The sequence below is a fragment of the Streptomyces sp. NPDC006385 genome, from assembly GCF_040612485.1.
Taxonomy (GTDB): domain Bacteria; phylum Actinomycetota; class Actinomycetes; order Streptomycetales; family Streptomycetaceae; genus Streptomyces.
In genome coordinates, this window is record NZ_JBEXQG010000033.1 from 41519 (window position 1) to 63083 (window position 21565).

20 protein-coding genes and 4 pseudogenes are annotated in these 21565 nt (G+C 66.8%); 10 read left to right on the forward strand and 14 right to left on the reverse strand.

All coding sequences use genetic code 11. The features are described 5' to 3' along the window. Positions 1 to 242 precede the first annotated feature (242 nt). From ABZ078_RS24185 to mycP, 5 genes are all read left to right on the forward strand, one after another. Entirely contained in the window at positions 243 to 488 is a 246-nt protein-coding gene (locus tag ABZ078_RS24185) for a hypothetical protein (RefSeq protein ID WP_356578300.1), read from the forward strand. Positions 489 to 1006: 518 nt separating this feature from the next. Next, the gene (locus ABZ078_RS24190; RefSeq protein ID WP_356578301.1) at positions 1007 to 1666 is read left to right on the forward strand and encodes a hypothetical protein; all 660 of its coding nucleotides are present in this window, start codon (positions 1007 to 1009) and stop codon (positions 1664 to 1666) included. Positions 1667 to 2259: 593 nt separating this feature from the next. Beyond that, positions 2260 to 2901 (forward strand): hypothetical protein, encoded by a 642-nt coding sequence (locus ABZ078_RS24195; RefSeq protein ID WP_356578303.1) that lies wholly within the window; start codon positions 2260 to 2262, stop codon positions 2899 to 2901. 13 nt (positions 2902 to 2914) lie between these two features. Then, positions 2915 to 3553, forward strand: a complete 639-nt coding sequence (locus tag ABZ078_RS24200; RefSeq protein WP_356578305.1) for a hypothetical protein — start codon at positions 2915 to 2917, stop codon at positions 3551 to 3553. Between the two features lie 173 nt (positions 3554 to 3726). Beyond that, complete coding sequence (gene mycP / locus ABZ078_RS24205) at positions 3727 to 5091, forward strand: type VII secretion-associated serine protease mycosin (protein WP_356578307.1); 1365 nt, start codon at positions 3727 to 3729, stop codon at positions 5089 to 5091. 255 nt (positions 5092 to 5346) lie between these two features. Here the strand turns inward: mycP and ABZ078_RS24210 are convergent. The 9 genes and pseudogenes from ABZ078_RS24210 to ABZ078_RS24250 all read right to left on the reverse strand — a co-directional run. Then, positions 5347 to 5481, reverse strand: a pseudogene (locus ABZ078_RS24210) (IS630 family transposase); the annotation flags it as partial. Between the two features lie 210 nt (positions 5482 to 5691). After that, on the reverse strand, positions 5692 to 5898 hold the full coding sequence (locus tag ABZ078_RS24215; protein WP_356578309.1) for a winged helix-turn-helix domain-containing protein: 207 nt from the start codon (positions 5896 to 5898) through the stop codon (positions 5692 to 5694). A 520-nt stretch (positions 5899 to 6418) separates the two neighbouring features. After that, positions 6419 to 6867 (reverse strand): annotated as a pseudogene (locus ABZ078_RS24220) (transposase family protein); the annotation flags it as partial. Between the two features lie 180 nt (positions 6868 to 7047). Further along, a complete protein-coding gene (locus ABZ078_RS24225) occupies positions 7048 to 7458 on the reverse strand; it encodes a DUF4259 domain-containing protein (RefSeq protein WP_356578311.1) in 411 nt (136 codons plus the stop codon). Positions 7459 to 7519: 61 nt separating this feature from the next. After that, the gene (locus ABZ078_RS24230) at positions 7520 to 8863 is read right to left on the reverse strand and encodes an ISL3 family transposase (RefSeq protein ID WP_356578312.1); all 1344 of its coding nucleotides are present in this window, start codon (positions 8861 to 8863) and stop codon (positions 7520 to 7522) included. Positions 8864 to 9103: 240 nt separating this feature from the next. Further along, positions 9104 to 9616 carry a hypothetical protein gene (locus ABZ078_RS24235; protein ID WP_356578314.1) on the reverse strand — a complete coding sequence of 171 codons (513 nt, stop codon included), beginning with the start codon at positions 9614 to 9616 and terminating at the stop codon, positions 9104 to 9106. Between the two features lie 58 nt (positions 9617 to 9674). Continuing rightward, positions 9675 to 10172, reverse strand: a complete 498-nt coding sequence (locus tag ABZ078_RS24240) for a hypothetical protein (protein WP_356578316.1) — start codon at positions 10170 to 10172, stop codon at positions 9675 to 9677. Positions 10173 to 10216: 44 nt separating this feature from the next. Continuing rightward, positions 10217 to 11542: a hypothetical protein gene (locus tag ABZ078_RS24245; protein WP_356578318.1), complete on the reverse strand. Its 1326-nt coding sequence runs from the start codon at positions 11540 to 11542 to the stop codon at positions 10217 to 10219. A gap of 70 nt (positions 11543 to 11612) precedes the next feature. Then, the gene (locus tag ABZ078_RS24250; RefSeq protein ID WP_356578319.1) at positions 11613 to 11840 is read right to left on the reverse strand and encodes a hypothetical protein; all 228 of its coding nucleotides are present in this window, start codon (positions 11838 to 11840) and stop codon (positions 11613 to 11615) included. Positions 11841 to 12853: 1013 nt separating this feature from the next. On the opposite strand from ABZ078_RS24250, the gene ABZ078_RS24255 reads away from it, so the two are divergent. The 3 genes from ABZ078_RS24255 to ABZ078_RS24265 all read left to right on the forward strand — a co-directional run bounded on the left by ABZ078_RS24255 (position 12854) and on the right by ABZ078_RS24265 (position 15260). Beyond that, positions 12854 to 13564, forward strand: coding sequence for a hypothetical protein (locus ABZ078_RS24255; protein WP_356578321.1), 711 nt, complete (start codon positions 12854 to 12856; stop codon positions 13562 to 13564). After that, entirely contained in the window at positions 13564 to 14724 is a 1161-nt protein-coding gene (locus tag ABZ078_RS24260; RefSeq protein WP_356578322.1) for a S8 family serine peptidase, read from the forward strand. The genes ABZ078_RS24255 and ABZ078_RS24260 overlap by 1 nt, the downstream gene beginning before the upstream one ends. A gap of 143 nt (positions 14725 to 14867) precedes the next feature. After that, positions 14868 to 15260, forward strand: coding sequence for a hypothetical protein (locus ABZ078_RS24265; RefSeq protein WP_356578324.1), 393 nt, complete (start codon positions 14868 to 14870; stop codon positions 15258 to 15260). Positions 15261 to 15485: 225 nt separating this feature from the next. On the opposite strand, the gene ABZ078_RS24270 is transcribed toward ABZ078_RS24265, so the two are convergent. From ABZ078_RS24270 to ABZ078_RS24280, 3 genes are all read right to left on the reverse strand, one after another. Then, on the reverse strand, positions 15486 to 15761 hold the full coding sequence (locus ABZ078_RS24270; protein ID WP_356578326.1) for a hypothetical protein: 276 nt from the start codon (positions 15759 to 15761) through the stop codon (positions 15486 to 15488). A 150-nt stretch (positions 15762 to 15911) separates the two neighbouring features. Further along, complete coding sequence (locus ABZ078_RS24275) at positions 15912 to 16154, reverse strand: hypothetical protein (protein WP_356578328.1); 243 nt, start codon at positions 16152 to 16154, stop codon at positions 15912 to 15914. Positions 16155 to 16434: 280 nt separating this feature from the next. Next, positions 16435 to 16911, reverse strand: coding sequence for a winged helix-turn-helix domain-containing protein (locus ABZ078_RS24280; protein WP_356578376.1), 477 nt, complete (start codon positions 16909 to 16911; stop codon positions 16435 to 16437). 213 nt (positions 16912 to 17124) lie between these two features. On the opposite strand from ABZ078_RS24280, the pseudogene istA reads away from it, so the two are divergent. Next, a pseudogene (gene istA, locus ABZ078_RS24285) lies at positions 17125 to 18751 on the forward strand (IS21 family transposase). Then, positions 18748 to 19446, forward strand: a pseudogene (gene istB / locus ABZ078_RS24290) (IS21-like element helper ATPase IstB); the annotation flags it as partial. The pseudogenes istA and istB, both read left to right, overlap by 4 nt. 693 nt (positions 19447 to 20139) lie before the next feature. Here istB and ABZ078_RS24295 read toward each other — a convergent pair. Then, a complete protein-coding gene (locus ABZ078_RS24295; protein WP_356578330.1) occupies positions 20140 to 20796 on the reverse strand; it encodes a hypothetical protein in 657 nt (218 codons plus the stop codon). 35 nt (positions 20797 to 20831) lie between these two features. Continuing rightward, the gene (locus ABZ078_RS24300) at positions 20832 to 21542 is read right to left on the reverse strand and encodes a hypothetical protein (protein ID WP_356578332.1); all 711 of its coding nucleotides are present in this window, start codon (positions 21540 to 21542) and stop codon (positions 20832 to 20834) included. Positions 21543 to 21565: the final 23 nt, after the last annotated feature.

Consider the following 21565-nt stretch of genomic DNA (forward strand, 5'->3'; position numbering starts at 1 on the left):
TTGGCTCACATGGGGGAGTAGGCAACAGATGTCGTACCCGCTGCCGGTCGTCTCGCCCGGTGTTGGTGCGTCGCGCCCAAGCGGTTCGTCCTCGGGTAATAAGCCGTGGAGCGCTGGCCCGACGACCAGCGTCAAGCCCGCCCCCACAGTGCCTCGTGATCCGGACATCACGGGAGGCTCGCAGCTTCCGACAGCTAAGGCGAAGGTGGACAGCATCACTCCTGGCCTGACAGGAGCCGGCCTTGGCACGAACACCGGCGTTGGGGTGCGGAGGCGGCGGCCTCGTTACCCTGCTGGCGAAGCTCAGGGTCCTGGCATTGTGGCTGCTGGCGGAGCGTCCGGTCTTGGGCGCGGTGCTGCCGCACGGGACGGCGTTGGAGCTGCGGGTGGTCGTGGTGGTCTGGCAGGTGGTGGCGGGGCGGCAGGCCGCGGTGCCGGAGGTCGAGCCGGTATGGGCGGCGTGGGCGGCGCAGACGCTGGTGCGGTAGGGCGAGGCGGTGCTGGTTCAGGCGGTCGTGGAGCCCTCGCGAAGTCTCGTGGCGGCGTGGTCGGCGCAGCCAAGGCGGTCACGGGCAAGGGCGTCGTCGGCGGCGCGGGCTTGCAGGGCAAACGTGGCGGAAGTCAGCGCGGCGCCGTAGCAGGCGGGATGGCCGGTGGCATGGCCGGTGGCATGGGCGGTTGCAACGGCCGACGGTCTGAGGAGAACAGCCAGGGCGGACCGTCCCCACTACCTGGTGGAGGACGAAGAGACCTGGATTTCGGAAGAGGACCGCTATCGGAACGTGCCGTGGACCATCGAGTAGGCGCACGAAGCGAGCCGCGCGGAGAGCGTGCGGCTCGCCCCTATGAAGGCTGGCGGAACCAGCCGTTGTTGAGTGGGGAGCAAGGAACATGGGTGCCACGACTGGCGTCACGAGTACAACCAGCGTCCCGATCCACAGAGTTTCGACGAGCGTACGGACGTGACTCCTTCGAGTGCGGCAAGGACAATTAGGGACGATTTCGGATGAGCAGACTGGACATGGCAGCCTTCGTCCGTGAGACGGTCGAGCGGGCGAGGGCGTTGGCGCCAGAGGGTGAAGCGCTGCGTGCTGATCACGGGGTCAGCTTGGCCGTACGGGCACCGTCGCCCGGCTATTACCGCCGTCCGCGCGTTCTGCGATCCGAGCGCCGTGCGCTTGGTGGCTGGTTGCTGCTCCCGGTGAGCTGGCTCTTGAGACTCCTTACTGCCACCTGGAACCCGGTCGAGCGGCTGGTCGAAGCGTTTACAGAGCGTGAGAGGAAGAGGCCGGGCAAGCCGTTTCACGGCGGCTGGAACAGCATGGCCGGCCATCTGGCCCGCGGCCTGGTGCCGCGGACGAAGAACCCGGCAAACCCGGCATCCGTGGTGATGCAGGTGACCGACCGCCGCCTGCAAATCGTGTACGTGTCTCGCGTGCGCTCCTTCACTGGCAAACGCGGGCTGGTTGAAGCGGGGTGGGCCACAGATATTCGTAATGTGACCTGGATTCGGGATCGCGGCGACGTGGTGGGCGGCGACCACGAGATCGGCTTCGTCGATGGTTCTTGGTGCACGGTCCACTTCTGGGGTGACGGATGGAGCCGGATGTCGGACGCGTTGCCGCTCCGCTTGAGCCACCTAGACGCGATTCCGAACCCGAGATGAGCGGCCAGTTGGCCGTGAATTCGCCGGGGACCGATTCGATCGGTCCCGGGCTGTCGGCGACGTTGTGGTGAACAGCACTAATTGGACTGCACTAATTGGACTGCACCCGGACGAGGCTGGCGGATTCGCGTCCTCCGTGCTCACAGTCTCGGCGTTTTCGGCATCAGGGGTCAACGCCAAGCTCGTGGTCGCCAGTTTTGCGGGAACCGCTGGTGACCGGCCCGACGAGGGCATGCGGCCGCTGGAGCTGCCGTGCGGGGCGGGGTTCCTCGCGGAGAAGAGACGACGAGTGCCCGCACAGGGTGCTCCGCCTGAGGGGAGCGACCCGCCTCCAGAGGGGACCGTATGGCAGGGGACGGTCGCAGTGACCGGTGCCGGCACACGCGACATCGCTGTGCTGCAGTTGGTGACATCTGCTGTGGAGCTCGCTGACTCCTATCGGGATGTGCTGCTCGGAGTCGCGCACACTGTGTCGTTCACCGACCCGTCGCTTACGGAAGGGGCAGACAGCGGACAAAGGCCGGGATCCGCCGCCCAATCGATCGAAAACGATTTCGGTTAGTCAAGTGCCAGTACGCAGAGACGGAGTTGAGATGTCACAGAGCCATCCAGGAGCGGACAGCCCGCCAGCGGTAGACGTCGATCTGGTGATGAGAGACAACTACATCGCCTTGGCGAAACTTATTGCTTCACGTCTAGCCGTGATAGCAGTCCTGGTCGTCGTCCCGATTATCCTGAACAGGGCGGGGGCTTCCGCGTCATTCTTCCTGACGCTACCCCTCGTGGTAGCGGCGTTCGTATTTGTCCTTACGGCTTACCGTCTCTGGGCTGGCGTCAGATTGGTCCAATGCCGGAAGGTGCTGCGCCACTACCCCCTCGTTTTCCACACCCGCGTGGTCAAAAAGAGCTCGCTCTGGACCGAGTACGGCAGTGTTTTTGAGGTCAAGATCTCCACGCGCGGCGAGCATGGCGCTCCGCTGATGAAGGCCATCAACGCTGCCGGGCGCCGCCGTTGGCCGGAGGGGACAGAGAACGGCGCGTGGGTCGCTGGGGATCTTGCCTTCGGAGGAGTGATGGTGGTACCGGGTAGCAACGCGATGCTGTTCTTGAATCCTGCGGATTGGGATAAACTGGCTTCGAGGCGTGGGCAGGCTGGTGCGGAGCGTATTGCTCTGGCGAAGCAGGCCGGTATCGACAAACGAAGTTGGCGGAAGCCGATTCTACTGCGTGGCTGATCCTGGAGATTCCGTGAAGAGCAACGACTGGCACGTTCCGTCGGGCGAGCATAGTGCGGTGACATCTGCGGAGCAGCTCAAAGTTCAGGCGCCCTTGCATAAGCGTGCCTTTGACCACCCAGAGACTCGGGCCGCCTGGGAGAGGACGTACCGCAAGTTGAAGAGGCGCCGGACGATCTGGTGGGTTCTCTGCCTGCCGTCGTTTGTTGCGGTCAGTGCCCTCATGAATCCTGACGCCGGTGAGACGGCCAACAAGATCGGGGGCGCCGCTCTGATCGCCTGGGTCATCGGCTATCCCGCTGTTCTCTACCTCAGCCACAAATCGCTCGGCAGCGTCAGGCGCATGCGGCGTGTTCTGGAGACGCACCCGTGGCGGCTAATCCCGCATGTACGCAGAGCCAAGGGCACATGGGAGGCATACACCGCCGCCGTCCAGCTCCAGTACGCCGAGCACGAACGGCTGACCGGCCTCATGTCCGTCTGGAATCCGGTCAGGACGTACCGGCGGTGGCCCAAGGCCATGGAGTACGGCGCCTGGTATGCGGGTGACACCTTTAACGCGCGGACCGGGGCCAGCAAGGGGCGCGGCGTTCTCACGCTCCCGGGCGTCGGGGATCTGTTGTCATTGACGCATCGTCCTGGGGAGCACTGACCGGGATGGACTCTGGCCACAAGGACGAAGAGACCTGGAACTCGAAAGAAGACCGGAACCGCAATGTACCGCGGACCATCGAGTAGGCGCACGAAGCGAGCCGCACGGAGAGCGTGCGGCTCGCCCGTGTGAAGGCTGGCGGAACCGCTCGTAGTTGAGTGAGGAGCAAGGAATTGGGTGTCAAGCGATTCTGGTCCACGACGGGAGTCGTGACGTTGACAGGAGCCTTGCTCCTCACTTCGGCCCCGACTGCCTCTGCGGATTACATCCGCGACAAGCAGTGGGTCATTGACGTCATGGACTTCAATAAGGTCTGGTCAGAGTCACAGGGGCGGGGTGTGACAGTTGCCGTCGTTGATAGCGGAGTGGACGGTAATCATCCCGATCTGACTGGGCAGGTAGTGAAGGGCAAAGATGTCACCGGAGGTGGCGATGCCCAGAATGATACCAACGGGCATGGCACCGGTATGGCAAGCCTCATCGCTGGTCATGGACATGGGACGAACAATGCTTCAGGTGTTATCGGCTTGGCTCCGAAGGCCAAGATCCTTCCGATCAAGGCTTCAGGAGATGGTGAAGAGTTCAATGACGAGCAGTGGGCAGAAGGTGTCCGATACGCAGTTGATCAGGGTGCAGACGTAATCAATATGTCATTTGTTGATTCTCTCGCCCAGCCTGGTTCTGAGGGTGCTAAAGCAATCGAGTACGCACAGCAGCACAACGTTGTTGTTGTAGCCGGGACGGGAAATGATGGGGCTGCGGGGCTAGAGTATCCGGCGAAGCTTCCAGGCGTGGTAGCGGTAGGCGCTGTTGATGAATCACTAAAGATTTGGTCTGACTCAAATTTCGGCGAAGGAGTGACGCTAACTGCTCCGGGTGTGAACATCGTCCGAGTGGACACGAGTCATTCAAATGGCTACGCACAAGCCGATGGCACCTCTGACTCAACTGCCTATGTCTCCGCCACCGCAGCCCTCGTCCGCGCCAAGTACCCTGACCTCACCGCAGGCCAGGTCATCAACCGCCTGATCAAATCGGCCACGTTCCTTGACCACGACGTCAAGAAGACACCTGATGAGGAGTACGGCTACGGCATCATCCGTCCGTACGCGGCATTGACGATGGACATCCCCAAGGGCCCCAAGCAGGGCCCTCTCGCCCAGGCGTCGCCGTCCACGTCCACGAATTCCGGTGCCGCCTCCGACGACAACGACAGCACGAGTCAGGCAGCAAAGAAAAAGAAGAAGTCCTCTTCGGGCAACAGCCTCCTCATCGTCGGCATCGCAGCAGCCGTGGTCGTCATCGGCATCGCCATCGCGGTAATCCGCAGCCGCCGTAACGGCGGTAACGGCGGTAACGGCGGCCCCGGCTCCGGCGGCGGAACGCCCCCAGCTGGCACGGGCTACCCGCCCCAGCCCCCTACGGGCTACCAGCAGTACCCCAACACGGCTCCCAACCAGGGCTACCCCATGCCTCCAGGGCAGTCTCCGCAGCACCCCAACCCTTACGCCCAACAGCCGCCTCACCAAGGGCAGTAGGGGTAACTCCCTGGGACAGACCGTGAACCCGGAACTACTCAGGTTGGACTCGCGGAGTCCGGTGGTCTGATCGCGTCCTCGTCCATGGTCAGACCGGTGGGTAGGAGACAGCCGTCGACCAGGTGAGGCCGGTACTGGATCTTCTTGAGGTTCCGCTTGATGACGCGGGTGAGGTGTGGGAGGCCGGGTGGCGGCGAAGTCGGCCAGGTGCCGCTTGAGGAGCGACCAGATTCCCTTGGCCAGGTTCAGCTGCGGAGCGTAGGAGGGCAGCTGGAAGATCTGTAACCAGTCCTGGTGCTCCTCGGCGAAGCCGGCCAGCTCCTTGACCGGGTGCACGTTCAGGTTGTCCCGGCGCCACACCACCGGGGTTCCGAGCTGCAGATGGGTCATGACGATCAGATCCCGGTACTGGCGCCAGGAGAACGCCTTCGGCTCGCCCCGGCGTCCGTGCCGGATGTGCAGCTTGAAGAAGAATCCGGGACCGGTGCCCGGCCCGGTGGCAGACCCGCCGGCGATGTTGACCCGCCCCCCGGCTGCGGCCGCGCACCCGCACCACCGGCCGGGCTCCGCGCGGCGCCCAGGTGTGTCCCTTCGGCGGCCTCAGCCCCTGGCCCGCCTCGTCCTCGAAGCAGATGCGGGCTCCCAGGTCCGCCGCGGTCCTTTTACCTGCGGCCACACCTCGGCCTTCCACACCTCGACCGCCTCGTCGTCGCGTTCGATCGCCCGCCGCAGGGGTACCTGCGCGGACCAGCCGTGCCGCCGCAACATCTTCCACACGCCCTGGATCGTGTACCCAACGTGGAACATCCGCCCGATCAGCAGCTTGACCCGCTACAGCGTCCACCCCTGGAACTCGTCGTCCCAGCCCTGCGCTCGAAGGGGCCGGCCCCGCTTCAACTCCCGCTCCAGCCGCTCCCACTGCGACCGGCTCAGTCGTTCCACCGAGGCCGGCCCCTTCGAGCGCAGGGCGTCCACACCGCCCTGCTCCCACTCCCGCTCCCACCGCTAACGTCGCACCGACCCCGACGTCACCCGAAGCTCCCTCGCAACGGCCTCGGTCTACTCACCACGAACGAACCGCTCGGCCGCCCCAAGGCGCACCCCCTCCCGCTTTTCCCGCTGCCTGGGTATCAGCCCGCCCCCATGCGCGTACCGCATGACAACGTCGTACCGCAACGATCAAGAGCCATCACGAGCCGCCGAACTCCACGAGTTCAACCTGAGTACCGCCCGGACCGCAGCCAGCAAGGGGCGCGGCGTTCTCACCCTCCCGGGCGTCAAGGATCTGTTGTCAGTGTCGCATCGTGCTGGGGATCACTGAGCCTTTTCAGGGCTGCCGCTCCAGGGTGAGGACGGCGGCGGTGATTGACGTCATTCGATTCCGGCTGCACCGGGCCCTGCGGAAGGTGCGCCAGGACTTCAGTCGTGCGACGCCGCCTTCGCCCGGTGCCCGGGCGGGGGATGGCGCGCGGTTGACGGTTTGCTGGGTTGGTGTGAGTTCGCGGCCCGGTGGGCGTCTGAGGGGTGTTGTCACCCACGGGCCGGCTTCCATGTAGGCGCGGTCTGCGAGCAGTGGGATGTCCTGCCGCTCACAGATCCGGATGATCCGTTGGGTGCGAGCCGCGCTCAGGTCGTGGGCGCGGCCGGGCAGCGCGGGCGAGATCCACAGCAGCCGTCCAAGTGGTCGGTCATCACCTGCATGTTCACTCCGTGCCGACGGTGCTTGTGGGAGTAGTCAGCCTGGCTGTCGCCGACCCGGTCGCACTCCGCGAGCGTGGCTGTGACGTTGTTCAGCGGCCCCTTGAGATTGGCCACTTGGCACTGGGCAGGTGCAGATCACCGGGTGAAGTTCCGAAGCTGCCCCACTGACACCCACCTGCGGGCACGGTCACCAGGTGGGGCCATCGCAAGGGTCTGGCGCAAGTTCCGTGGTTCCACCACTGTGCGTGACCGTCGTCAGCCGCTTGTATCCAGCGCATCACGGACCAACTGCACCTCTTGGCGCCAGGCGATGGCGTCGTTGCTGTCCACCCAGCCCTGCGTCATCTCGGATCCGTCTTCGGTGACACGGTGGAGGGCCCTGCGAGCCAGTGCACGTAGGGATACTGGCAGTTGCGGCAGCGTCTCTTTCGGTCCGTCGTCAGGGTCGATCACAATCCCGCTGCCAGGAACTTGAGCAGCGACCAGGGCAGCAGCGGCGACGGCTTCCACCCCGTCTCCGCCATCCACCCGGGTGCCGGAGTATGCGACACGCTGGAGGGCCCTGTGCATCACATCGATGATCTGCTCAGGAGAGAGTCCCTCCAACTCCTCAACAAAGTCTGCGGCAAGGTCACTGTCGAATGGGCCGGTTCCCCACGTTCCCATGTTCGGCTCTGGTATCGCTGGTCATTGGCTGAGGCAGCATTCCAGGAGCCACTGACAGAGGTCATGAAGCGAGGAGTACTCGCCTGCGCAGGAGAGCGAATCCGGCGCGGCCGAACATCTGGCGTTTGAGCATCTTGATCCGGTTGACTGCTCCCGCGACCGGGCCGGAGTTCCAGTCCGTCGTCAGACCGGCGGTCACCGCGTCGAAGTCGCTGTGCAAGCCGACGGCAAAGCTGCTGATGCCGGGCAGGCTGGCGTCCCTGGCCTCGGCAGTCCAGTCGGGCAGCACGGTACCGCTGAGCGTGGTGAGCATCTCCGCGAACGAACTGGTCAGCTCGGCGGCCGATGCCAGCACCGGGCAGTGGTCGAGCACGACCTTGCGGTGCAGCTTCTCCTCCTCGGTGAGGGTGGCCGGGTGCCAGGTGAGCCAGCCGGTGACCAGCCGTACCGACGGCGGTGGCGGGGCGGGGGTGAAGCCTTCTGGCCGGGGCAGTCCGCGGCGCGCCCAGTCGCGGACGGTGGAGTAGTGGCCGCGGAAGCCGCGGGCGGTGATCTCGCGGTAGAGGTCGAGGATCGTCACCTTCCCATCCATCTCGCCCCAGCGTTGTGCCGAGTAGTGCTTGAACGGGTCTAGTTTGCTGGGGAGTTGACGCTTGCGCCCCTTGACCATGTCCTGCCAGCGGGCGGCCCGGGAGTACCGCTGGACGGTGTGCCGGCCCCAGCCCAGGTGGCGGGCGATGTGGCGCAGGCCCATGCCCCGGTCGAGCAACTCGTGGACCAAGGCGTGGTGGGCGCGGGCCCGCTCGGCGAACTTGCCGGTCGGGTCGTCTGCTTCGTCGCCCTGGCCGACTGCCGCCTCGGCAGGCGTCTCCCACTCGGGCTCGGGCTCCGGACTGGGAGGTGGCAGGTCACGCAGGCAGGAGCGATGCGCGGCGATGGTCTTCTCGACCGCGACGGTCAGGTTCTGCCAGAGATGGAAGGGATCGGCGACCTGGACCGCTTGGGGTGCCGCTGTGTCCGCCGCATCGGCATAGGCGCCGGAGCGATCGCGGCAGATGACCTCGATGCCGGGATGGGCTCTGAGCCACGGGGCGAGGGTGGCGGCGTCACGTTCGGGCAGCGGGTCGAGGACCTGGTGGGTCTCGGCGTCGATCACGACGGTGCCGTAGACGTGGCCGCGGCGCAGTGCGAAGTCGTCTACCCCGACAGCCCTCGGCTCCGTCACGGACGTGTCGGGCAGGTCCATGACCCGGCGCAGCAGCGTGCTGCGGCTGGTCGCGATGCCCAACAACGTGGCGAGCCGGGCTGCGGCCCGGCCGGCCAGCGCCAGCCCGAGCGCGCCCAGCGCGGCCCGCAGCCGTTCGGTGACCCGGCCATGGCGGCGGGTCAGCCCCGGCTGTATCACCCAGGTCTGCGAACGCCAACGCGTCCCGGTCCTCGCCGCACCTACATGGGAGCCGGCCCGTGGGTGACGAGGCCCCCTCAGACGCCCGCCGGGCCACGACCTCATGCCGACCCAGCGATCCGTCAACCGTGCGCTGTCCGCAGCACACGCCCCGGTCGAGCGCGGCGGTCGCACGACTCAAGTCATGGCAGACCTTCCGCGGGCCCCGTGCAGCCTGAATCGGATGCAGTCCCGCCCATTTCACAACTTGCCGGTGATGACTCCGCGCCATGTCCACCCCGAGCTCAGGACGGTTTCCTGTAGGGGGGTCTTCAGGTCAGAGGTGTCGAAGCTGAACGTCTCGGTCGTTCGCTGGGCGTCGTCATCGCCTCCGCCGAGCGTCCAGCGCTTCGAGACCGTCTGTACTTGGCCACGTTGGGCCTCGGCCGTGATGGCCAGATGGGGGGTGCCGCCGACCCACGTGACCTCGTATTGCTGGTCCAGGGAGCGAACTTCGTGCTTCTCAGGTACCAGGCGCATACGGACTTGGAACACTCGACTGACCTGAGTGCGGATGAAGAACGTCTGCCAGGCAGGATCAAGGATGCGCCACTCGGCCACCAGGTCGGCGTCCTCCTCACGGCCGTCCCGAACGATGTAAGGGACGTCAGGATTGTTGAGGCCCAGTAGAGCCGCATGGACTTCAGCGGCGGAGCGCGGGGCGACTCCCTCGGCAGGGCGCTTGGTTCCGGTCAGCTTGTCGAAGAGACCCATGAAATCAACCTATGAATAGTCGGATTGGTGGTCCACGTCTTGCCGTGCGCGGAACGGACTAAGGAGCCGCGTTGGTGTCCGGGCGAACTGTGCGCACGAAGTCCTGAAAATCGCGTAGGACTGACGGGTGTTGGGACGCGGTGGCTGTCAGGACAAGTCGGATCACCGCCCGCCGGCGCTGATCGGTGACGTCCAGCATCGAGAGATACACCTGGGATTGGACGAGATCGCGGGGTACGCCGTTGACGACGGCGGACACAGCCAACGTCTGCGTGAAACCGGGCGCATCTGCAGAGCCGATCTCGCGGCTGCCGGTGACCAGGGCCGACGTGGCTGCCTGGTTCAAGCGCTCCACTGACGCATGGGCGATCTCGGCCAATGTCGCCTCATCCGGGCGGTACTCGCCGTCGATCGTGATGTTCGCGGTGAAGCCGGCATCCGATTGCGGATGCAGCGCGACGAACGCCGCGGCCGGTGCGCCGACTTCGTCCGGCGGTGCGGCGCGCCAGCCTTCGGGCAGTTCGAACTCGATCGGTACGGGAAGGGTTGTGGGCATCTCGAGCCCTCCTTACGGGAACAGTGGCTCTGTCGAAAAGTGCATCAAAACAGGCTGCCGATTGCATCTCCGACCGCCCCGGCCGCATCGCCCACGGCGTCGGCTGCGTCGCTCGCGGTGTCGGCGACCTTCCCTGGGTCTACGGTGACCTCGAAGCCCACCTCGCCACCGAGCCCGAGGGCGGCGCCCGCCTTCGCACCGATGTGCCACTTGCCGTCTGCGCCCTTGCCGAGAGTCGCTTCGGCCTCGGCTCCGACGCCGACCCAGCCCTCGGCCGTCCCTCCCACCCCGATGCCCCCCAGGTCGGCGCCCCCGGCGACACCGGCCTTCGCCCCGGCGAACGCCTCTGCGCCCGCATGCACCCCTTCTGGACCGATCCCGACGCCGGCGCCCGCCTCGGCGCCCGCCTTGGCTTCCGCCCGTCCGTACAGCCCGACCGGGCCGGCGTCGACGCGCCCGTTGGCGGAGGCTTCGCCCCCTACGAACGCGCCTACCTCGCCCTTGATGCCCTCGTGGGTGATGCCGCCGGCTGCGGAGACCTTGGTGCCCACATAGGCTTCGGCCGCCCCGGTGAGACTCAGGGGACCGTTCGTGAGCGAGCCTTCAGCGCTCGCGCGGCCGAGGTCGGCATGCGCTTGGGCCTCGCTCAACTTGCCGGCCCCGGTGTCGGCTCCGGTGACCGATGTGCCGGTGCCGGGTCCGGAGGCTTCGGTCTCGCCCTCGGCGACCCACCCGTCGGTCTTCGTACGGGAATCCTTCTTCCGCTCGGCGGCGCGCGTGGCTTCGGCGTCGTCGAGGGAGGTGACGACCTTGGAGTTGAAGTCGCTTCGGTTTCCGCCGACATCGCGGCGCAGGGCCCAGCATGCGGTCTCATCGGCGTCGGCGGCGCGCTGCAGGACGCGCCTGAGACGGCGGGCGAACTCCTCACAGGCTTCTTGCTGTTCACGGATGGCGGCCTGGCCGTCGGGGTCGTTACGGGCACCGACGTCCTGTGAGAGGTCGTGGCGCGGGGTGACGGTGCCAGTGGTGCTGACGCGAAGATTCTGTTCCTTGGCTTCGACGTCAGCGAGGTGGCGGAGGTCGTCCCGGGCCTTCTTCAATTCGGTGTGCAGTGACGTGAGAACGCCGGCAATGCCTTTCGCTTCCTTGTGGGCGCTCTCGAACTGCTGCTGGGCAGCACGTATGTCATTGTCGGCCTTGGCCACCGTCAGGACCGGCTGGGTCCAGCCGGCCTGCTTGAAGGGCCGAGCGACCTGGTCGCCGTACGCGGTGTGCAACGCCTTGAACTTGGTAGCGGTTTCCCCCCAGCGGTCAGCGGCCGCCTTGAGGTTGCCCAGATTGAGGTGATACAGCTGTTCGTACGTTGGCATGAGCTCGGCGAATCCCTTGCGGAGTCGTGAGACCTGGCTGGTTGCTCGGTGGCGGCGAGCTGAGGACTGCTCAGCCGAAGTCGCTCGCCAGGGAGTGCATGTTCTGCGTGTTCGTGGCTTCGGTGCGCTGATACAGCGTTCCCGAGGCGCCGCACTGGCTGGCGAGGCTGTCGCAGTCGGCTACGAGTGCGGAGACCTGAGAGGACCAGGTCTCCGACAGGACAGTCAGTGCCGAGCCCAGCCCTCCATCCCAGTTGCCAGGGCCGAAGTCCCGCGATGCCGAGCGCGTCTCGTCCACGGGGTGAGCCCCTGAGGTTCGTGTGCGCCCACTGATCTCGCGTGCGCCAGCGCCCGCCCGGTTGAGCTCTACCGGATCCTGGATGTCCGTCCCGGCTGTCACGCCATGCCCCCCTGTCGATTTACGTTCGCTATAGAACGAAAGCATCGGTGCTTGACGTGGGCACGTCTGCCGCAAGTGAGTATAGTCGCGACTGCGAACCAGAGTTGAACCAGTGACGCCCGCGACGTGTCACTGCCCACGCTGGACCTGGCGATCCCGAACGCCTTCGCGCCTGTTCAACTGTGTGGTCGTTCGCGGTCAGCGCCTCGAAGAGGCCGCGGCCGAGATCTCCGTGTCAGGTTCGCCAGCGGGTCGAGGCGGGCCGGCAATGACGCGGTGGCCATCGGGGCTCGTCAAGGCAGAGGTCAGCATGAAGCCACACGCGATCCGACGGGCCTGTGAGACCCGACCGAGTGTTTGCCCGTTCGCAGAACCTTCACGACTTCTTACGGAAGAGGTACGGGAGTTCTTTCCGGAAAAGCAGAACAACCCCTGTTGACGAACGAAGTACTGCGGTGCAGCAGACGTTCGCGGGGGGATACGCAAAGCTGCCGGTCGCTACGGGTTACCGTATCCCCTCCGGGGGCGAACCGGCCGAGCCGACGATCTTTACTTCACTGCAGCTGACAGGTGCCCCCGGGCAGAAGCAGCATCGTGTGGGGGAGTTGAAACCGATGTCGTACCCGCCGCCCGGGACTCCGGGCAGCGTAAATCCGTATGCGCAGCAGCCGTCGGGCCCGGGCACACCGCAGCCTGGCCAAGGAGCGGTTCCGCCTCCCGGCCAGGCGCCATGGCCGGTGCAAAGCCAAAGCCCGCAGGGCAGCGCCAATCCGTACGCCCAGCAGCCGCCGATGTCGGCTGCGCCACCGCCCGGCACAGCCGTCCCGACCCACGGGCAGGCGCCCTGGCCGCCGCAGGGCCCGCAGAGCGGAGCCCCCGGCAGCGGGACGGGCCGAAAGGTAGCGGGTTCCTTGCTCGCCGCCTTCGGAGCTCTGCTGCTCCTCGGTGGTGGCGCGCTCACCGCGCACGCGTACAGCAACGCCCAGCAGGAGCTGCCGAATTACGAGTACGGCAACGTGATGTGGCGGGATGAGCCGGTGGACTCCTTCTTCCCGGCCACACTCGGCGGCCGAGGTGGATACAACGGCGGCCTCCACGACCGCGAGGCAGCCATCTGGAACCGCGTAGGGATCTCTCCGGACACCGAGTGCGACAAGGGCCTCACGAGCCATACCTTGAAGGCCGCCGAGGAGAACGGCTGCAAGGCGGTGCTGCGCGCCACGTACGTCGACTCCACCGCGAACATGGTCGCGACAGTCGCGGTCGTGGTGTTGCCGGAGGGATCCTCGGAGATCGGGGCGAGGACCAACATCTACGAGGCTTACCAGGACCATCTCTTCGACGACGGAGTGGTTGTCCCCTACGCCGTCCCCGGCACTCTGGCCGCCAAGTGGAAGCACCGGAACGGCGCCGATCTCGCCCCGGTGGGTGGTGAGCACATGCCGTACGTCGTGGCGGCGAGTGTCGGCTCCGTCGATGGCTACGTCGCGGGTGATCTGCCCGGCGAGTGGGGCGACAGCAACGGCGACAACGTCGATCGCGAGTCCTGGAGTGCCAACGCCGCGGATCTCGTCACCCTCTTCCGCGCTCACATGGACCGCCTGCAGATGGGGGATTCGTGATGAAGACCGGCTTCATGCGCGACACGGCGGTGACGGGTGCCGCGTTGACGGTCCTGACCGGTGCCGCTCTCTGCTTCGGCGTGGCCCCCGCATCAGCCGCCGAGAACGCCCCGGTCAGCTGGGAGTCGGCTGCCCTTGGCCTGCCGCAGGCGCATGCGACCACCCAGGGGGAGGGCGTGACCGTTGCCGTGCTGGACACCGGTATCGACCCTGATCATCCTGCGCTCAAGGGCCGGGTGACCAAGGTCGGCCCGGACTTCTACGACTCGGACGGTCTCAAGCCCGGCGATGACAACTATGGCGTGCACGGCACCGCCATGGTGTCGGACGTCCTCAAGGTGGCGCCCAAGGCAGAGATCATCAGCGTCCGGGTGATCAGCGACGACGAGAGCGAGGAGGGAACACTCGAGCGAGGACTCAGCCCGATCAGCGACGGCATCGATTACGCGGTCGCCCAAGGGGCCGACGTCATCTCGATGTCCCTCGGCGGCGGCGTCGTGCACGAGTTCCAAGGCGAGGACTTGGCGGCCGCGGCCCGTGCTGTCCACAAGGGCGTCACCTTGCTGGCCGGAGCGGGTAACAGCGGCGATGAGGGCAACGAAGGCAACTTCCCCGCCGGGTACGCGAACGTCATCTCCGTCGCAGCGACCAATCAGGGAGGCCAGCGCGTCGGCTTCTCGACCGTGCGTACCCACAACACCATCGCTGCCCCAGGGGTCGGCATCATGAGCGCCGACAAGGACGGGGGCTACCGTCCGGTCAACGGCACTTCCCCGGCTACGGCGCTCGCCGCAGGTGTCACCGCGCTGATGCTCGCCGAGAACCCGGACCTGACCCCGGCCCAGACGCGAGCGATCTTGATGCGGACGGCCGACCATCCGGCAGGCGGACACAACGCGTTTGTCGGCGCCGGCCAGATCAACGCCGCGGCCGCGGTGCGCGCGGCAGCCAACCCGCCGAAGGTCGACACGGCACCGAAGCCGTACAAGGGAGACGTCGAGCACTTCGCGTCGCCGACCGGCACCAACAAGATCTCCCACCCGCCGATGGAGACGGAATTGCTCACGGTCGGCCTCGGTGCTGCCGGTGCGGGCCTGCTGCTGGTGATCTGTGGCTGTTTGCTGTTCCGCAAGAGCAAGCGACAGAGAACCGCAGTGTGAGACGTCGGCGTCGGGACGACGGGACGCCGAGACGCCGGGGTGTCGGGACAAGCACAGAGGCCCCGCTGGGCCTCCGCCTCGGGATCGGCTCGCCGTTGTCCCGGCTCTGTCAGGTCGGCCGTCGGCCGCTAAGCTCCGCTGCCATGACTACGCAAGGCGGTGACGCGGTGAACAGGCCGGACGGGACGGGCGGGCGGCCCCTGACCTCCGAGGCGAGCGCGGAGGAGCTGCGGGCACAGTTCCAGGCCCAGGGCCGACCGGGGCTCGCGGAGCAGCGGCGGCGTGACGTGCGGCAGGCACGCGGGGTGTACGCGGGGCTCGCCGGGTTGGTCGCCGTCGTCTGTCTGGTCCTGATCGTCGTGCGCCTCGGGCAGGGCGATGCGCTCGGTGTCTGGGTTGCCACGTATGCCATGGGTGTGGCCCTCGGCGGTTGGAGTTTTGTGCTGGCGCGAATGGGCCACACTCGCTGGGCGATGATGGTCACCTGTATCGCGGCAGCGCTGGCGGGGGTTGGCGACAGCCCCGCTTTTCACTGAGGCGGGCCGACCGAAAGTCAGGGTTCAGCTACCGACCGGGCGCCAGGCGGTGGCCGCCCGGACCGGTATCTGAAGAGAAGTCACGTCTGACCGAGCTTGTTACCGATGAGGTAGGCGATGCCCCAAGCGGCGGCCGCGGCGAGTACGAGGCCGAGCGGGGAGAACCAGTCGACTCCGCCGCTGGTCTAGTGGTTCCACTGTGCCTTGGCCCGGGAAGAACGGCTCCTACTCCAGCAAGTCCCTGAGAGCCATGGGTGATTCCTCGACGGCGGAGATCAGCACAAGGCCGTTGGTGTAGCCGAACATGGCCGCGGGCGCGGCGACGACGGCCACAGCGACCGACTGATCCTTGTACGCGATCAGGAGGAAACCGCTGTAGAGCAGCGAGGCGACGACCGAGACGAAGAACCCGAGGAAGACCGCGCCCACCGGATGACCGCTCGCGTTCGGCCGTTGCCCGAAGGGCGGCGCCTGGAACGGCGGTGCGCCGGCGCCGTACATGGGGGCTGGCCAGGCATATGCGGTGGCCCGGACTGCATCGGAGGCTGTCAGCTTCCTTCACAGTTGCGGCGGTATCCAATGTTTCTGGAGCGTGGGCACCTTGAGCGTTGTCCGGCATTACTGAGCTTGAACTCGTGGTGTCGGGGTGAGTTATCTGGGCCGGAGAGCGAGTCCGGTTTCTGCGAGGCAGCCGTCGAGGAGTGCGGGGCGGTACTGGAGCTTGCGGAGGCCCTCGCGGACGGTGCGGATGAGGTGGTCAGGGTTGTGAAGGCGACGTTGGCGGTGTAGCCGCGTCGCAGCAGGTGACCACACTTCGACCGGGTTGAGCTTGGGCGCGTAGGCGGGTAACTGCAAGACGGTAAGCCAGTCCTGGCCATCGATGAAGGCCCGCATGTCCGCGCACACGTGGGTGCCGAGCTTGTCCCAGATGAGGACGATGGGGGCACCCAGCCGGCGGGCGGCAATCAGCAGGTCGCGGTAGTCGCTCCAGGCGAAGCTCCTGCGGTCGCCGCGCCGATGGCTGTGCCGTCACTGGGCCGGTAGATCAGGCGGGGCCGTTCCCCTGGTCTGTAGCAGGCCAGGGCGGCGACGGAGAGCTGACGGGAGGTGCGTCCGCGGACCCGGATGACGGGTGTGTGCCCCCGGCGGGCCCAGGTGCGTGCGGTCGGCGGCATCAACGAGAAGCCGACCTCGTCCTCGGAGAGGATGCATGCCCCGAGCGCCGCCGCGGTGTTTCCGCCTGCGGCCAGGTCTCCTCCACCCAGCCGCAGATCGCCTCCTCATCGCGTTCCACTGCCCGTCTGGCCGGCACCTGGCAGGAGAAGCCGTGCCTGAGCAGCAACTTGCGCACGCCCTGGAGGGTGTAGCTCTTGTGGAAGCGTCGCCCGATCACGGTCTTGACCCGCGCCAGCGTCCACCGCTGCTCGGGCCAGCCGCGCCGGACCGGTCCCTTGGCCAACTCCGTTTTGAGTACGGCGAACTGGGCCTCGCTCAGCCTGGGAAGTGAGGCCGAACCTGCAGACCGCAGAGCCCGCGGGCCGCCTCTGTCCCAGGCCCGCCGCCACCGCTGCACCGAGCGGACACTGACCCGAAACTCCTTCGCGACCGCCGAACTCGGCTCGCCCGCGGCGAACCGCTCGGCGGCCATCATCGGGATGCCCTGGCGGAACTCTCGGCGTTCATCCGTCAGCCCGCCGCCCTGCGCGTACCCGGCCTTGTTCATGAGTCGTGACGGCAGTTGTACACAGGTTTGGGAGGTGCCCGTTCCCACGGTCGGGTGATGTTCACGAGTTTTGAAGGCAGTGGGGGGCTTGCCACGACAGCACCGGGCTGTTCCCGGTGAAAGGGCCTGGTCATGCTGCAGATGTCCAAGGTCGAGCTGTACGCGGCGCTCCGGCGGGACCATCACGGCGGCATGACAATGCGGGAGCTGGAGCGCAAGTACAACGTCGCCTGGCGGACGGTGCGCAAGGCCCTGGACTCGGCCTGGCCGGAGCCGCGCAAGCCGCTGCCGCCACGGCCGTCGGCGCTGGTCCGTACAAGGCGGTGATCGACGGGATCCTGCGGGCCGACCTGGATGCGCCGCGCAAGCAGCGGCACACGGTCACCCGGATCTTCCACCGGCTGGTCGAGAAACACGGCGCCGACTTGTCGTATCCGATGGTCAGGCGGTATGTCGCCGACCGGAAGCCGCAGATCGCGGTGGAGGCGGGCAAGGCGCCCATTGAGGTGTTCGCCCCGCAGACCCACCCACCCGGCATGGAAGCGGAGGTCGACTTCGGCGACGTGGCCGTGCGGCTCGCCGGCGAGCTGGTGACCTGCTACCTGTTCTCCTTCCGCCTGTCGTACTCGGGCAAGGCCGTGCACCGGGTGTTCGCCTCCGCCGGCCAGGAAGCCTTCTTCGAGGGCCACGTGCACGCGCTGCGGGTGCTGGGCGGGGTCCCGCGTGGCCGTTCCGCTACGACAACCTCAAGGCCGCACTCGCCCAGGTGCTGGGGCTGAGCCGGGCGAGGGTGGAAACCGATCGGTGGACCCCGTTCAGATCGCACTTTGGCATCGAGAGCTTCTACCGCCCGGGCATCGACGGCGCCCATGAGAAGGGCGGGGTCGAGGGGCAGATCTGCTACTTCCGCCGCAACCACTTCATCCCGGTGCCAGAGGTTTCCTCGCTGGCGGAGCTGAACGAGATGGTCGAGCAGTGGGACCTGCACGACGGCCGGCGCCGGATCGGCTCGCGGCCGCGGACCATCGACGAGTACTTCGCCGTCGAACAGCCGCTGCTGATGCCGCTGCCGCCGGAGCTGTGCGAGACCGGTCGGGTGTTCACCCCCAGGGTCGACCGCTACAGCCAGATCACGGTCCGCACCAACCGCTACTCGGTGCTGGTCCGACTGGTCGGCGAGCGGGTCCGGGTGGTGCTGCACACGTCTCATCTGGTGGTTTACGACCAGAACGTGGAAGTGGCCCGGCACGAGAGGCTGATCGCCAAGGGCGGCTGCCGTCTGGAGCTGGACCGCTATCTGGAGGCGCTGATCCGCAAGCCGGGCGCCTTCCCCGGCGTCACCGCTCTCGAACAGGCCCGTGCCGCAGGCAGGTTCAGACCGGTGCATGACGCGTGGGCTCAGGCCCGCAAGGTCCACGGCGAACGGGACGGCACGCGGGCCCTGATCGAGGTGCTGCTGCTGGGGCGGCACATCCCGCACGAGCACTTGGTCGCCGGGCTGGCCACCGCTCTGCGGGCCGGGGCCCTGACCGCGGACGCGGTCACTCTGGAGGCCCGCAAGGCCGCCCAGGCCGAGGACGAGCCACCCGTCTCCGGCCGGCCTGCGGACAGTGGCTCCGGGGCGTCGGGGACCGTGACGTTCCTCCACGAGTGGAAGCTGGCCCACCTTCCGCCGGACACCAGGCCATTGCCCCCGGTGACCCCGTATGACCGGTTGCTCCGCCGTCGCGCCAGCGGCGGCGCACACCGAGAGGAAGAAGCCCAGTGACTCTGCCCCGCCAGCGAGGCTTGACCGAGCAGGCCGCCCACGCCGCCATCGACACCGCCTGCCGCATGCTTCGACTGCCTTCGATCCGCAACGAGTTCCCCGACATCGCCGACCGGGCGGTCAAGGACCAGATGACCTACCGCGGCTTCCCCGCCGAACTGCTGATGGCCGAGTGCGACGACCGGGCCCACCGCCGCTCGGAATGGCGGTCAAGGCAGCCGGCTTCTCGAGGGAGAAGTCGCTGCGGACCTTCGACTTCATGCCAACCCCAATATCGACGCGGCCACTATCAACACGCTCGCCAGCTGCGAGTGGATCAAGAAGGGGCAGCCGCTCTGCCTGATCGGCGACTCCGGCACCGGCAAGTCGCACAATGCTGATCGCCCTCGGCACCGAGGCCGCGATGAAGGGCTACCGGGTCCGCTACACGCTCGCCACGAAGCTGGTCAACGAGCTCGATGAGCCCGTCGACGAGAAGCAGCTGAACAAGACCATCGCCCGCTACGGCCGTCGATCTCCTCTGCATCGACGAACTCGGATACATGGAACTGGATCGCCACGGCGCCGAGTTGATCTTCCAGGCTTTGACCGAGCGTGAGGAGAAGAACAGCGTCGCCATCGCCTCAAACGAATCGTTCGGCGGCTGGACGAAGACCTTCACCGATCCCCGTCTCTGCGCGGCCATCGTCGAGCAACATGGCGCAGAAATCCTCGACGGTCCCAACGAGGTGCCCACCGGCCGAAACCTGACCGTACAGCACCCCGGAGGCGTGATCACCGAGTACGTGCAGTTCCACGCAACCGCACGATCAGCCCTCGCATGAGCTGACCCAGTCGACCCAAGCAGGCACGTGCGATGGCGCCGTCAAAACTGGTGAGCATCCGCAGGCTCACTGATCGCTAACTCCCTTCCAAACTCATCGATAAACGCTGTCCTCGGAAGTGACCGAAGCCAAGGCGGCGTCATCCAAGGACTTCAGTGGTGGATCAGCTGAGGACTGCCTCCATGGCCTGCCTGATACCGAGAGGGAGTTCGTCCGGCCGCTTCTTCTTGCGTGTGGAAGTTCCGCACGCCGCAGCCTGATGGAACGTGCACGAACAGTGCGGTCTGCGGCCGAGCTGCAGACTGCCTTGCGCCGGTGGACTCTGGGCGGTTCATTCGAGCTGACTCTCAGGGCAGCCCAGGTCGGAGTGGAGGAGCCGGGACGGCGACGGCTTGTGCTGGCTGACTCCACCCTTGCCAGCGCCCACCAGTGCGTTGGGGTCTGCGCGGCCGATCCAGCCCCGCACTCAGACGCGTGCGAGAAGGGCTGAGCGGCGAGGTCGCTGTGGACACCAGAGGATCAACCGGGTCACGAGGGCATGGGCTGGGAGTCGGTCTTGCGGAGCTAGATGATCCTTCGGGCGAGGTCGGCGGCCTGGGCCCGGGTGACGCGGTCGGGGTCCGCGAGCTCGCGGTCGTGGGCGGTCGCGTCCCAGTCGTCGGGCTGCATGAGGAAGAACGTCCCGCTGCTCGGCACGTACCCGACTGCGCCGAAGGGCAGGTCGCCCGCGATGTACACGCCGTTCTCGATGCCTTCGGGCCAGGGGTTGCGCCACGGGCCGCGCCGCGGGACCGGGTTCATCCGCATCAGCGGTGAGTCGTGGCCCTCCGCCCTGTGCAGCCTGAGCGTCATGCTCTTCGGGCGGCCCTTGGTCGCCTCGGCGCCGTCCACCTTGGTGATCTGCGGGCAGAACGTGTCGAAGGAGTACTGGGCCAGCGTCCTGCGGCAGGTGCGTGTGAGGAGTACCGCCACTGCGATGGTGCGGAGCGTGGCGAGGAGACCGAAGATGCCGATGAGGATCATCGGCCCTCCAATGATGAAGATCCAGGACATGCCGGCGCGATTCGCCGCCGCGCCCAGCGGCGGCACCCCGAACGCCATGAGTGCGTAGACCACGGTGTTGCGGATAGCGGTCCACCACATCCGGATGGTCAGTTTTCCGCGCAGCGTGGCGGTGTTCAGTGTTCCCGGTGTGTGGGCACCTTGCATGTTGTCCGGCACTCGTCCTCCTGTAGTCCGTCCCAGCCCGGCTGGTGCTATCCGAAGTCGTTCCGCATGGCGGCAGCGGCGCCGGTCAGCGCTTCCGGTTCCTGGGCGGCCTTATCGTCCGCCGTGGCTCGTTCGGGATCGGTGAAAGTCAGGGTGCGGGCGATCCCGAGCAATATGTTCCGGTAGTCGTCGACGGAGTCGAGATCCGGGGTCACCATCTGGAGGACGATGAGCTCCGGCGCGCTCGGTGCCGCCACCGCGACGATGCCTTGCCAGATGTGACTCGGGAGCGTGTCGTTCAGCTCCGGCCGCCGGGACGACCGCGGGGCGGCCGGTCGTTTCTCGGAGAGGAAACCGAGACCGCACGGCAGTTCCAGCGGGCGCATGCCTTCGTCCCGGCCGTCCGCGGCGCTGCCCGCGAGGCCTGCCACCACGAGCTTCGCATTGCCCGACGTCGGCAGCGTCGACACGGTGAACACCGACATCGTGAAACCACCGGCGTCGTTGGGGTGGGCCCCGAGCGCGCACTCCTGCACCCTGTTGGCGTTTAGCTGGCTGACGATGGCCGCGTACAGGCGTAGGGCCCGGTCCGCCTCCTCCCGCTCTTGTTCGGGCAGCCCACGGAGCAGGTTGATGACCTTCATGAGTTGCTCGGCTGGCGGATTGAGGTCCAGGGACGTATAACCAACGGGCAGCCCGTACCAGAAGGACGGCTTGGGGGTGTCCCGCGGCGCGGTGGTCGGTTCACTCACGGTCATGAGGTGCCTTCACTCTCGCCGTG

Coding starts and splice junctions, on each gene's coding strand:
- ABZ078_RS24225 (WP_356578311.1), bottom strand. CDS start 7,458: ATGGGAACGTGGGGAACCGGCCCATTCGACAGTGACCTTGCCGCAGAC.
- ABZ078_RS24215 (WP_356578309.1), bottom strand. CDS start 5,898: ATGTTCCACGTTGGGTACACGATCCAGGGCGTGTGGAAGATGTTGCGG.
- ABZ078_RS24235 (WP_356578314.1), bottom strand. CDS start 9,616: ATGGGTCTCTTCGACAAGCTGACCGGAACCAAGCGCCCTGCCGAGGGA.
- ABZ078_RS24260 (WP_356578322.1), top strand. CDS start 13,564: ATGAAGACCGGCTTCATGCGCGACACGGCGGTGACGGGTGCCGCGTTG.
- ABZ078_RS24280 (WP_356578376.1), bottom strand. CDS start 16,911: ATGATGGCCGCCGAGCGGTTCGCCGCGGGCGAGCCGAGTTCGGCGGTC.
- ABZ078_RS24270 (WP_356578326.1), bottom strand. CDS start 15,761: ATGTACGGCGCCGGCGCACCGCCGTTCCAGGCGCCGCCCTTCGGGCAA.
- ABZ078_RS24300 (WP_356578332.1), bottom strand. CDS start 21,542: ATGACCGTGAGTGAACCGACCACCGCGCCGCGGGACACCCCCAAGCCG.
- ABZ078_RS24190 (WP_356578301.1), top strand. CDS start 1,007: ATGAGCAGACTGGACATGGCAGCCTTCGTCCGTGAGACGGTCGAGCGG.
- ABZ078_RS24265 (WP_356578324.1), top strand. CDS start 14,868: ATGACTACGCAAGGCGGTGACGCGGTGAACAGGCCGGACGGGACGGGC.
- ABZ078_RS24245 (WP_356578318.1), bottom strand. CDS start 11,542: ATGCCAACGTACGAACAGCTGTATCACCTCAATCTGGGCAACCTCAAG.
- ABZ078_RS24275 (WP_356578328.1), bottom strand. CDS start 16,154: ATGCGGGCCTTCATCGATGGCCAGGACTGGCTTACCGTCTTGCAGTTA.
- ABZ078_RS24195 (WP_356578303.1), top strand. CDS start 2,260: ATGTCACAGAGCCATCCAGGAGCGGACAGCCCGCCAGCGGTAGACGTC.
- ABZ078_RS24240 (WP_356578316.1), bottom strand. CDS start 10,172: ATGCCCACAACCCTTCCCGTACCGATCGAGTTCGAACTGCCCGAAGGC.